The organism is Bradyrhizobium sp. CB82, from assembly GCF_029714405.1.
GTDB lineage: Bacteria > Pseudomonadota > Alphaproteobacteria > Rhizobiales > Xanthobacteraceae > Bradyrhizobium.
Genome location: NZ_CP121650.1, coordinates 2,067,812 through 2,080,173, shown reverse-complemented (window position 1 = coordinate 2,080,173; position 12,362 = coordinate 2,067,812). Strand labels below are relative to the sequence as shown.

Below are 12,362 nucleotides of genomic sequence, written 5' to 3'. Positions count from 1 at the left end.
GTGATGGCCTAGCAGTATCCATTCGCGCGACGTAACGGTGAGCACGGTATCCCACGTAAACGGGTCATTTCGGTCTTAATCCGCCGAACCGGTTAACACGCCGCAAATCGGAGATCTGCCGTACTCGATGCTCCCCCATAGCCCACCAGCAACCGGATAGGAGCCGGAAGACTCGTGGCGAACAGAACGCAGAAATCCCGCCGTGGGAGCTCAGCAAAGCGACCGAAAGCTGAAGCGGCGCAAAGGGGACCGCCCCGCCCAAACGCCACCGAGTGATCCCGGGTTCCCTAAATCCGTCGCTGCTAACGGAGCGTGAAGGTGAGCTGACATTCATCGGGCGGCTACAGCATGGAGGTGAGGACATCAAACTGGCGAACTTCTCGTGGCCCACCGCGTTCCACGCTGGAACCCTCTCATTTGTTGAACGGCCTTGGTGGAGATGATTTCGCGGTCATGATGGGTTTTCATCCGATTTTGCGCGCTGCAGAGCCGATTCGACGCATCCGAGCAGAACCTCTTCGTCAATGGGTTTGGTCAGGTAGCCAACGACGCCCTGACCCAGAGCTCGAGTTCGCGCGCCGTCATCGAGGTAAGCCGTGATCAGAATTGTTGGTATGTCATAGCCAGATCCTACCAAGCGGCTATGCAACTCAGTCCCAGTCATGCGCGGCATGTGGACATCAACGATCAAACAGGAGGTATGGCGGACGTTAGGAGACGCCAAGAAATCCATTGCGGATGCAAAGACCTCAGTCGTGAAGCCCACTGCCTGCATGAGACCCGCTAACGCCTCGCGAGATTGCTCATCATCATCGATGATCGAAATCTGAGTCTCGCTAGACATATCCCCGCCTTCTATGCTGGGGACGCGGACCGCCGCATTTCGCGTTCCGTATCTCAAGAAGCGCACCGCGCGGCTATCCAATCATCGTACTGTAACGACAAACGTTTGGAGCCGCGATTATATTGTGGACGGCCCATGCCAGACCTCGGAATAATCGATGCTATACTTTGGAATAATTGATCCAGAACTTCTGAATAGGTCAACCCGATTTGGGCCACTTCCGAACGCGTGCGCTGATGCCAGGTCATTGCGCTCGACGCGTCAGGGGGGCACTTCCGGCATCAAAAGCTTCAGTTGGTTTGCGCCTAAACAATTTTCGCTGATGGAGCCACCACGAAGCGATTAGGACCGTGGCGACTTTATACCGAGCGTCTCCGCTATTCTGACAAGCTCGGCTAGCGATTGCGCACCCATCTTCTGCATCACGTGGCCGCGGTGCGCCTTCACAGTGATCTCAGCTACGCCTAGCTGGAAAGCGATCTGCTTGTTCTTTAATCCAGAGGTCACGAGAGCCAGCACCTCTCGCTCGCGCGGGCTTAAACGTTCGAGACGCGATTTCAGGTCCGTAAGCCGCTGCTCGACCTTTCGCCGCGTCCGATCGCGCTCCAGTGCGATCGTCACCGCATCCAGCATGTCCTGATCGCGGAACGGCTTCGTCAGAAAATCGACAGCGCCTGCCTTCATCGCCTTAACCGACATCGGAATGTCGCCGTGGCCGGTCATGAAGATGATGGGAATGGAAGCGTTCATTTTCGACAGCTCGGTTTGGAAGTCGAGACCGCCCAAGCCCGGCAATCTAACGTCAAGTACAAGGCAGCTCGCCACGTCGGGTAATAATTCGCCTTCGAGCAGCTCCGCGGCCGACCCAAACAACTTGACCTTGAAGCCGACCGAGTTGAACAGATCTCCGAGTGAGTCGCGGAAGTCCCTGTCATCGTCAACGACGGCTATAGTTGGCTCCTCGGCTACTGCGCGTTTTTGAATAGAATGCTGCGCCACGAGATACTCTCCCAACTTCGTGTAAAAATATCAGCTGCCGGCGCTCCAGGTTCGGTCCCGAGTTTCAGCTCGAAGATCGTTGCTCTTTGAATGGGTCGCCGTGGATGTGATATCCGTTAAATTCCCATAAGCCCGGCGATTCGCGATCCAAAAACTCGATCCCGCGTACCCACTTCACGCTCTTATACGCATAGAGGTTTGGCACCACGAGGCGCAACGGGTAGCCATGCTCGGCCGTAAGGAGTTCGCCGTTATGCCGTAGGGCGAAGATCGTCGTCGGGCGCAGAAAATCCGAGATTGGCAGGTTTGCCGTGTGGTTATTCTCGCCATGGACCATCACATGCCGCGCCTCTGGCCGCAGCTTCACTCGCTTCATTAATTCTGTGGCGAGCAATCCTTCCCAATGGTTGTCGAACCGACTCCAGTGCACTACGCAGTGCATGTCCGCAAATACTTCGCTCTGCGGCAGATTGGAAAGTTCCTCCCACGAAAGCCGCAGTTGCTCCTCTACCAGGCCGAACACTCGAAAATCCCACGTCCTGGGACGAAAGACCGGCACCGGGCCCACATGCTTCACCGGCCACTCGAGCGTAAGCGACTGTCCTGGGGGCAGCCGCCCAGCGGCACGCAACTCACGCTCTCGTTCACGTCGCTCGTTCGATCGCACAGCTAGCTCCATCGCAAAAGTATGGCGCGCGCAAAAGCACCGCGCGCCTAGTTCGCGTACCTTGTAATTTCCAGGGCCCGAAAACGCGGTCAGCCGGGTGCGGCGGACAAACTTTGAGCTCCCGGTACGCCACATGCCGAGAAGGTCCCTATGAAGAACTACGGAACCCGAAGCGGCGAAGGGAGCCTCACTGCTCCTCCCCCTCACCGATCTCGGAATCGGAATTACTTGCAGACTCGGAGAGTAAGCCAGGGACAGTCTTGCTGGTATTGTGACGGAAAATGTTGACGGCTCCGATCACTTCGTCGTCGTTGTCACGAATCGGAAAGACATTAACGAGCGCCAGGAGACGATTGCCGTTGGGATGCTCGCAAATCACATCGGCGTTGCGAACGGTGGCGCCGTTGTTGATCACCACGGATGGTGGTGCAAGTTCGTGCGGCATCACTTCTCCTGAAGGGTAACGCAGAAGGTGTGACCCGCAATACTTCTCCGAGGCTCCCAGAGACGGCGTGCGTCCCCAACCCGCGATTGCAGCTTTGTTGCACTTGACGACAGTGGCATCCTTTTCGAGAACGTATATCCCTACTGGGATAGAATCTATTGCCGCTTGGTCTGCAAGAATTCCTTTTGTGACGAGGTGCCCGTCGACGACTTCTCCTCGGAAGTCCATTTTGTCGAAGTCGCCATCCAAAATCATCGTGCTTGTTGCGTTGGTTGCCATTTTCAACCTCCTTTGTGTACCCACCTTGTTCATAGGACCTACTCGGCCTTACACTCGAATTTGAGTAAGCATAGTCTCGCAGGTCACTACCGTCGTCTCACCGTGCGCCGCACGATGTCTCATTTTGCGCCGATCGCCATTCGGTTGTTGTTCAGTTAAGGCCGCGGAGAGGCGGGTGCGGTGATCAGCTCGCCCGCTGGAACCGAGACGCAAAGGAACTCTCCACATCCGCCCTTAAAAAGTGGCAGCCCCAAAGTCTGGTACCCTCGCTTTGCCCGTGTAACCGGTCTAAGTTAGGTTCCAAGGCATTTGGTCGGCCCACGGGATGATCATGCAAGTCCATTTTTCCACGGACCATATTGCGCCGCGCGACCGCGTGAGGTTCTGGTGCGACTATTTCGCGAAGCAGGCCCATAGCATCACGCCGGGCGAGATTCTGGATCCCGCTGCCTTTCGCGCGGAAGCGAGTGGATCGATTGCAGGCGAATTTGCGCTGCTGGAGATAAGTTCGGGACTTGAGAGGGTCCAACGGACGGCGGCCGACGTAGCCAGGGACAAGATTGAAGCGTTCTTCGTCCACCGATTTCGCGCGCCGGTCATCTGGAGGGCCGCGGCACGCAGCACGCCAGTCGACCTGATTCATGAGCCCGGTGATTTCTGCATAAGCTCGACCGAATGGCAATTCAACGCGGAATGGAAAGGCCCAGAGTCGTTCGACATGCTGGTCATCCCGTGGGCTGCACTCTCGCCGCTTATAAGCGGGGGTCGACTGGAACGCCCGTTTCGGTTGGCCGGTGCCTCGCCGCTCGGCTCGCTGCTCGGCGCAGCTATTGATGCGGTGAAGGGGCAAGCCCCGCTGCTCTCCAACGAACACGGTGAAGCCGTGCTGCGCAATCTCTGCGGTCTCGTGGCACTGAGCTGTAACATCTCCAACGAAGGCATCAATGGGGGGCGGGATTCGCTACAATCGGCGCGGCTCGCGGCCGCCAAGCGTTACGTCGACCTGCATCTCGCCGATCCTTCCTTGACCGCCGCCAGCGCCGCGGCCGCACTCGGCATCTCGGCGCGCCAGTTGCATCGCCTGTTCGAGGCAAACAATGTCAGTTTCGCCCGATACGTTTCGCGCGAGCGACTGCTCCGGTGCCGCGACGCCGTCGCCGACGCGACGGGAACCGGCCGATCGGTGATCGATATAGCTTTTGGCTGGGGGTTCAACAGTATGGCGACGTTTTATCGCGCGTTCGCAAGCGAGTTCGGTAGCCCGCCCACCATGCTGCGTGCGGCGTCGCAAGGACGAGAGAATGGCCAGCGCACGACAGGAAAGGACACATCGTGAATGCTCGGGGCGATCTCCCGCTTGGCGCTAAATGAGACGTTGCTTGGCGCTAAATGAGACGACCTCGCCACTGCTTCCGTGTGAATGATGTCGCGACCCACGGAGATGCGTCAGGTTGCACGACGCTTCTATGCGCCTGAGGTGTCGCATCCGATTGCTATCATGTGTCGCGCGCAGCCGAGTGAGCCGCGCCCGCACGCAAAGGAAATGACATCGTGGATGCTGTGCAGCAGGAGCTCGTTCAGACCACCTTCGCCCGGCTGGCGGCGATGCCTGAGGTCGCCGGGGCGTTGTTCTACGAGCGGCTATTCGCCACCAATCCGAATTTCCGGCCGCTCTTCAGAAACAACATGCGTATTCAGGGCGTCAAGCTAATGAGCATGCTCGCTATGGTCGTCTACAATCTACCCGCGCTGGATCAACTTTCGCCTGCGATCCATGACCTTGCCGTCCGCCATGTCGAGTACGGGGTTAAGCTCGCCGACTACGACGCGGTGCGGGAAGCGTTGCTCTGGACGCTCGAACAGGCGCTTGGAGAGGATCTCACGCCAGCTGTTCGTGAGGCGTGGACGGTCTGCTACGATGAACTCGCGGGTGAAATGAAAGCGGCGGCCGGCGTCTGATTTACGATCTCCCGCCTGGCACTAAGCGCCTTTTTTCCTCTCTGGAAGCGGTGATCCCGATATGTCCTTTCCGGGTCTTGGTTGTGTGCAAACGGATAGGATCGGCCCGCGGCCGTTGTCGACCGACGTTTATGACCTCGTGCGTAACAATCAGATGGTGTCGCGGTGTCCACCGCGACCTGGACATTTTAGCCGACGACACCCGATCCACGTCCGCTGGTGGCCATCGAGCGGGCATCCGGATCGGTCAGCGATATCTGTTGATCCGGCGTATTGCGCATCGCACGCATAGGACGAAGACCGCCTGATTGACGCATGCGCGCGAGAACCGGGTAGCGCTATGATAGCGCTGCGTGAAGGTTAGGCAGCTTGGTAAAGTGGTGATGCTGTGGCAACAAGAATGTCACCTATCCCGGGGCTCTCGGGGTACGTGCTGGTGCCCCTGCGGGAAAGCGCGGACTTTACCCTTTACCGCGGCCGAAAGCACGACGCCTCCTCGCCGGTCCTAGCGATCGCACTCTTCGAACAGCCGTCGCCTCAGAGTATCAGGCGGCTCATGCACGAATACTCGCTCGGAGCCGAACTCGATCCCGCGTGGGCTGCCAAGCCTCTGGCCATTACTCGTCACGAAGGGCGGACGATCCTCTTGCTCAAGGACCCTGGCGGTCAGCCGCTGGATCGGATTCTTGAGCGTGACCAGGGGCAACCGCTCGACTTGACTCGTTTCCTTAGCACCGCCATTGGGTTGGCAAGAACACTCGGTCAAGTCCATCAGCAGGGCCTCATACATAAGGATATCAAGCCTGCGAATGTCCTCGTCGACGACACCGGCAACGCGTGGTTCACGGGATTCGGGATTGCTTCCCAACTTCCGCGCGAGCGCCAGTCGCCCGAACCTCCAGAGTTCATCGCGGGAACGCTCGCCTACATGGCACCCGAGCAGACGGGAAGAATGAACCGTTCGGTCGATTCTCGGAGCGACCTTTACTCGCTTGGGGTGACCTTTTACGAGATGCTGACCGGGAGTCTTCCATTCACGGCCTCCGACCCGATGGAATGGGTGCACTGTCACATCGCGAAGCAACCAGCCGCGCCCAGTGAGCGGGTAGGAACCGTACCGGCCTCGGTCTCCGCGATCACAATGAAGTTGCTCTCCAAGACGGCGGAGGCGAGGTATCAGACAGCGGCGGGAGTTGAGAGCGATCTTCGGCGCTGCCTGTCCCAATGGGAGTCCCAGGGGTCGATCGATGACTTCACTCCTGGCGCTCACGACACCCCAGATCGCCTTATGATCCCCGAGAAGCTGTACGGGAGGGTCCGCGAGGTTGACGCTCTGCTGACCGCCTTCGACCGCATCGTTGGCGGTGGCCGAGTAGAACTGGTGCTGGTCTCTGGATACTCAGGCATCGGAAAATCCGCAGTCGTCAATGAGCTCCACAAGCCGCTCGTGCCGCCACGCGGCTTGTTTGCATCAGGCAAATCCGACCAGTACAAGCGCGACATTCCGCACGCCTCGCTGGCCCAGGCGTTTCAGAGCCTGGTCCGGCGGCTCCTCAGCCAAAACGAGGAAGACCTGCGCAAATGGCAGGACGCACTTCGTGAGGCGCTGGGTCCCAACGGACTGCTCCTCGTCGATCTCGTCCCGGAATTGAGGCATGTCATTGGCGAACAGCCGCCAGTGCCCGAACTGCCGCCGCAGGAAGCGCAGAGACGTTTTCAGATCGTATTTCGGCGGTTCATCGGCGTATTTGCGCGACCCGAACATCCGCTCGCGCTCTTCCTCGATGACATGCAATGGCTAGATGTCGCCACACTCGACCTCCTCGAAGACCTGTTGACCCGCGACGATTTAAAGCACTTGCTGCTTATTGGTGCGTACCGGGACAACGAGGTCGATGCCACCCACCCGCTCGTGCGTAAGCTGGAAGCGATCCGTCAGGCCGGAGCGGCAGTGCAGGACATCGTTCTCACACCACTCAGTCGCGATGATCTAGGCAAACTGCTTGTGGACTCCCTTCACTGCCAACTGGAGCGCGGCGCCCCACTGGCAGACTTGATCCACGAAAAGACCACGGGCAACCCGTTCTTCGCAATCCAGTTCATTTCTACTCTGGCGGACGATCGCCTACTGCAATTCGACTATCGCGAGCGCCGTTGGGTATGGGACCTGCTTCGCATTCGTGACAAAGGCTTCACCGACAATGTCGTAGAGCTGATGGTCGAGAAGTTGAAGCGCCTTCCGCCAGAAACTCAGAAGGTACTCCAGCAGTTCGCCTGCATGGGCAACAGTGCAGAGTTCGAGATGCTGCGGATTGGGTATCAGGGCTCGGTCGAGGACATGCACGACCATCTCTGGGAAGCCGTGCGATCGGGCCTCATCTTCCGTGCCGACAATTCCTACGGTTTCCTGCACGACCGCGTACAGGAAGCCGCCTACTCGCTGATTCCGAAGGAGCTTCGTGCCGAGGCTCACCTGCGCATCGGAATGCTCCTCGCCGAGCACACGCCCGTCGAAAAACGTGAGGAGGCGATATTTGAGATCGTCAATCAACTCAACCGGGGCTCCGATCTCATTACCTTAGTCGAGGATCGCGAGCGCGTCGCAGAACTTAATCTGATCGCAGGCCGGCGCGCGAAGCTCTCGACAGCATACGACTCGGCGCTCAAGTATCTCAGAGCCGGCAGAGCCCTTCTTGCAGAAGAGACTTGGAAACGTAATCACCAGCTCATCTTCTCGATCGAGTATCTAACAGCCGAGTGCGAGTTGCTGACTGTCACGGTTTGCCTCGCGGCCGGGGATCCACTCGCCGAAGTGCAAAAGGAATGCGAGAACGGCCTGGCATCCGCTAGGCGGGTGCGTTTCGGCCTCGCCATCGAGCGCTGCGAAGCACAACTCGGTTTGATCCTCACCTTGCGCGGGCTGACTGGAACTTTCGGATGCCTAGATCACGAGGGATACAGCGAACTCGATACCGAACGCCGCTTAGCCAAGAGCCCCGACCTGGTGCTCGCCGAGTTCTATTACTGGACGCGAAAGCTGCAGGCGCACTTTTTCGCCGGAGACCTTGCGTCGGCGGTTGACGCCTCGCTACACGCCGAACCGCTGCTTTGGACGTCGGCGGCAATGTTCGAGTCAGCGGAGTATCGACTCTATGGCGCGCTGGCGCATGCGGCGGTCTGGGATCACGCCACACCGGAGGAGAGACCGAGGCATTTCGACTCTGTGCTGGACCACTACCGGCAGCTCCAAATGTGGACGGAGGCCAACCCCGAAACCTTCGAAGATCGCGCCACGTTGGTCGGCGCCGAAATCGCCCGCCTCGAGGGCCAGGTGCAGAACGCTCAGGAGCTGTACGACAAGGCCATCCGCGAGGCTCACAAACAGGGATTCGTGCACAACCAGGCAATTGCCAACGAGATCGCCGGGCGCTTCTACGCAGAGCGCGGTTACGAGAAGATCGCAGCGACCTATTTGCGGGCGGCGCGGGCCTGCTACCTGCGCTGGGGAGCCGACGGAAAGGTCCGCCAACTCGAGGAGCTTTATCCGCACCTCAACGTGGACAAGTCGATCCGGGATTCCGCGGCGACGATAGTGACACCCATCGAGCAACTCGACTTGGCTACCGTACTCAGAGTGTCGGAAGCAGTGTCAGGCGAGATCGTCTTCGAGAAGTTAATCAACACCCTCATGAGTTCAGCAATCGAACACGCGGGCGCCGATCGAGGTCTCTTGATACTTTCGCGGGACGACAAATATCAAATTGAAGCAGAAGCGACAACCAGCAGTGACAATGTGAACGTGGTCCTGAAACAGGCACGCGTCACGGCCGCTGATCTGCCGGAGTCTGTGTTTCACTACGTCCTTCGGACAAAAGAAAGCGTTCTCCTGCACGATGCGTCCAGTCAGAGCTCGTTTTCAGCAGATGCCTATATTCGCGACCATCGCTCACGATCAGTGCTCTGCCTCCCGATACTTAAGCAGACCAAGTTGATTGGAATGCTGTACTTGGAGAACAACTTTGCGACTGCCGCATTTACTCCTGCTCGAATGGTGGTCCTCACACTGCTCGCTTCCCAGGCGGCTATCTCAATAGAGAATGCCAGCCTGTACCGCGAGCTAGCCGAGCGGGAGGCCAGGATCCGACGACTAGTGGATGCCAACATCATCGGCATCTTCGTCTGGGATCGCGACGATCGGATCATCGATGCCAACGAAGCTTTTCTCCGCATCGTCGGATACGACCGCGACGATCTCGTCTCCGGTCGACTGCGCTGGCGGGATCTAACGCCCACCGAATGGCGCGATGCCGACGACCGACGCGTGGCCGAGCTGGAGGCGACCGGAACCGTGCAACCCTATGAGAAGGAGTACTTCCTGAAAAACGGCAGCCGCGTGCCGGTGCTGGTCGGGGCAGCGACGTTCGGCGGGCGACACGACCAGGGCGTTGCCTTCGTGGTAGACTTAACCCAGCGCAAGCGGGCAGAGGAGGAAATTCGCGAAAGCGAGCGGCGTTACAGCGAGGTGCAGATGGAGCTCGTGCACGCGAATCGGGTCTCAACAATGGGGCAGCTCTCTGCTTCGATTGCCCATGAAGTCAATCAGCCGATCGGTGCAACGCTCAACAATGCCTCAGCGGCGTTGCACTGGCTAAGCAAAGAACCGGCAGATCTGGAGAAAGCTCGGCAGGCTCTCAACCGGATCTTTGCTAACGGCAATCGCGTCAGCGAGGTCGTCGGCCGGATGCGCGCGCTTTTCAAAAAAGCACCTCTCCGGAAAGAAGACGTGGACATCAACGGAGCAATCCTCGAGGTCATCGCCCTGACCCGTGGCGAAGTCGAGAAGAATGGCATTGTGGTGCAGTCACACCTCGTGGACGGCTTGCCGCTCATTCAAGGAGATCGGGTTCAGATGCAACAAGTGATCATGAACCTGATCATCAACGCGATCGAAGCTTTGAGCTCGATCTGCGAGGGGGCGCGAGAATTGGTGATCACCACCGCGAAGAGCGAGCCGGATGGCGTTCTTGTCGAGGTGCGGGATTCGGGTCCAGGTCTGAGCTCAGCGGATCTTGAGCGCGTCTTTGACGCCTTCAATACGACAAAGCCCGGCGGCTTGGGCATGGGTCTGTCGATCTGCCGCACCATCATCGAAGCGCACGGGGGACGACTATGGGCCACTGCCGCCGAACCTCGGGGAGCAAGTTTTCGATTCACGTTGCCCGCACAGTCAAATCGAGCCGCGTGAATCGGATATCCTGCAGCGAACCAACAGCGGAGCGAATATCTATCGACGGTGCGAATCTTGGTGTCTTTCGGCTTTTGCGATTTCAAGCACGTGCCCGTCGCTCACGTGACAGAGCTGCACCAGTTATTGAGTTGGCCCGTTGAGTCGCCTTGATGCAATGACAGATGGCGACCCCGGGGTGGCAAGCGCGCTTTAGTTGCTAATTCAAAAAGGGCAGCTACCAATCAACTAACCAAGGGCGACCTGTGCAATTTATTCTCACTTGTAGGCCGCGGCTCACTTTTAAGCCAACTTAGATTGATAGGTGATCGAGACCACGGAGCTGCCGAGCAGGCCAGAGACGAAGCGGAACTACTCACTCGATAAATCCGCAAGAATGAGAACGCCGCAACAAGAACCGAGCTTACCGTCACGCGCAATCTGCTCTATCTCTCGCGAGACATCAGGACAGCAGCGTCACGGATAACCAGATGCGAACCATATTCCCAGCGTCAACTGTATTGCCCACCGGTGTCGAAGTGACCGTGAGGGATACTAAACGCTGCGCCCATAACGTCGACATCCAAGATCGCTATCGGCATATCGAGATCGGATCGACGCAATGCAAGCTTCATGATCCGGGGTGTTTTCCGGACCCTCGAGTTGAGCTGATATCATCCTCCGCGGCGTTAGCAGGAAAGAGCGTCGGTAAGAGAACTTTTCGCACCAGGGATATCGAGAGCTCCGGGCCGATGCACAGCTCCCATTTCGTCGGAAACTCCACGACCAATCCTTTTGCCATCGCCCCTGCTTCCCATGGCGACGACCTGAAATGGTCCGGACCATGGCAAATCTCTCGAGTGTGAGCATGCATCTGCAGTTCCATCAGGTGCGATACTTCTTGGCCCTCGCAAGGACGCTCAATTTTACGCAAGCGGCAAAGCAATGCAATGTGACTCAGCCAGCACTGACAAAGGCGGTTCACAAGCTGGAGGAAGAGCTCGGCGGAGCGTTGATTCACCGTGAACGTCGTTTCACCCAACTCACCGAGTTGGGCAAGATGATTTTGCCCACACTCGAGCAAGTATTTGCCGCCGCGGAGGCGGTACGGCTTCAGGCGCGAAGCTATCAAAAAAAGACAATCGCCAGGCTCAAAATAGGACTGTCGCCATCCATCTCGGCCGCACTCATTACGGAAGTGCTCTGGGAGCTCACCACGACCATCCCTGATCTACGTTTCGATCTGCGCGAAGCCGATGCCAATGGGCTCGTTACGATGCTCTTGGATGGCGAAATCAATGCGGCACTCGTCGGCGACGCTATGGAGCTACCTGAGCGTATCGATCGCTGGCCGCTGTTCGAAGAGCGGTACATGCTCGTCCTCCCTCGGGAACATGTAATGGCGAGGAAATCCGTCATCCCGCTACAAGACTTGCACGAGTTGATTTTACTCGAAAGGGTAGGATGCGATGTCGCAAGTAGATTCGTGCGGACTTGTCTTGTCAACCATCAAGGTCCAAAAGTTGTGCACAGCAGCGATCAGGAACGGCATCTTCAGCAAATGGCATCCGCCGGTTTTGGAGCCATCCTAGCCCCAGAGCACGCTCCCAGGCTGCCATCGCTCGCCGCTATTCCGATTGAGGGCGATCCCGTCCGGTGCGAGGTGCAGCTCTTGGCCGTGGCGGGGAGGCGGTATTCGCCAGCGCTTGACGCCTTCATCAAAATTGCCCGTGCTCGCGATTGGACGGGTGTGCTGGACACAATCCGCAACGCATCTGCACCTGCCTCGAACAACGACAACATTCGCAGGCCCGATGCACAAGCCACAAGCTCCCTGTTTGAGTCACGGCTCCGAGCCGATCGCTCACGAGATCCTCGGATAATTCGGAGCGAAGATCGGGAAGCACGGAAAGTCTCGCACCCTCACTCAGTCGAGCGGCGGTGA

General features: G+C 58.2%; 8 protein-coding genes and 1 pseudogene. 4 read left to right on the top strand and 5 right to left on the bottom strand.

Annotation, left to right across the window (positions count from 1 at the left end; genetic code table 11):
* Window positions 1-451: 451 nt before the first annotated feature.
* The 4 genes from QA640_RS10110 to QA640_RS10095 form a co-directional block, all read right to left on the bottom strand.
* Window positions 452-844, bottom strand: coding sequence for a response regulator (locus QA640_RS10110; protein ID WP_271587679.1), 393 nt, complete (start codon window positions 842-844; stop codon window positions 452-454).
* Between the two features lie 342 nt (window positions 845-1,186).
* Entirely contained in the window at window positions 1,187-1,843 is a 657-nt protein-coding gene (locus tag QA640_RS10105; RefSeq protein WP_283040530.1) for a response regulator, read from the bottom strand.
* A gap of 64 nt (window positions 1,844-1,907) precedes the next feature.
* Entirely contained in the window at window positions 1,908-2,366 is a 459-nt protein-coding gene (locus tag QA640_RS10100) for a molybdopterin-dependent oxidoreductase (RefSeq protein WP_283040529.1), read from the bottom strand.
* Window positions 2,367-2,697: 331 nt separating this feature from the next.
* A complete protein-coding gene (locus QA640_RS10095; RefSeq protein ID WP_283040528.1) occupies window positions 2,698-3,234 on the bottom strand; it encodes a PAS domain-containing protein in 537 nt (178 codons plus the stop codon).
* 718 nt (window positions 3,235-3,952) lie between these two features.
* On the opposite strand from QA640_RS10095, the gene QA640_RS10090 reads away from it, so the two are divergent.
* Both QA640_RS10090 and QA640_RS10085 read left to right on the top strand, forming a co-directional pair.
* Entirely contained in the window at window positions 3,953-4,570 is a 618-nt protein-coding gene (locus tag QA640_RS10090) for a helix-turn-helix domain-containing protein (protein WP_283040527.1), read from the top strand.
* Window positions 4,571-4,785: 215 nt separating this feature from the next.
* On the top strand, window positions 4,786-5,193 hold the full coding sequence (locus QA640_RS10085; RefSeq protein WP_283040526.1) for a globin domain-containing protein: 408 nt from the start codon (window positions 4,786-4,788) through the stop codon (window positions 5,191-5,193).
* A 121-nt stretch (window positions 5,194-5,314) separates the two neighbouring features.
* Here QA640_RS10085 and QA640_RS10080 read toward each other — a convergent pair.
* A pseudogene (locus QA640_RS10080) lies at window positions 5,315-5,465 on the bottom strand (IS5/IS1182 family transposase); the annotation flags it as partial.
* Between the two features lie 284 nt (window positions 5,466-5,749).
* Between QA640_RS10080 and QA640_RS10075 the strand changes: the two are divergent.
* Both QA640_RS10075 and QA640_RS10070 read left to right on the top strand, forming a co-directional pair.
* Window positions 5,750-10,438 (top strand): trifunctional serine/threonine-protein kinase/ATP-binding protein/sensor histidine kinase, encoded by a 4,689-nt coding sequence (locus tag QA640_RS10075; RefSeq protein WP_283040525.1) that lies wholly within the window; start codon window positions 5,750-5,752, stop codon window positions 10,436-10,438.
* A gap of 847 nt (window positions 10,439-11,285) precedes the next feature.
* On the top strand, window positions 11,286-12,362 hold the full coding sequence (locus QA640_RS10070) for a LysR family transcriptional regulator (protein WP_283040524.1): 1,077 nt from the start codon (window positions 11,286-11,288) through the stop codon (window positions 12,360-12,362).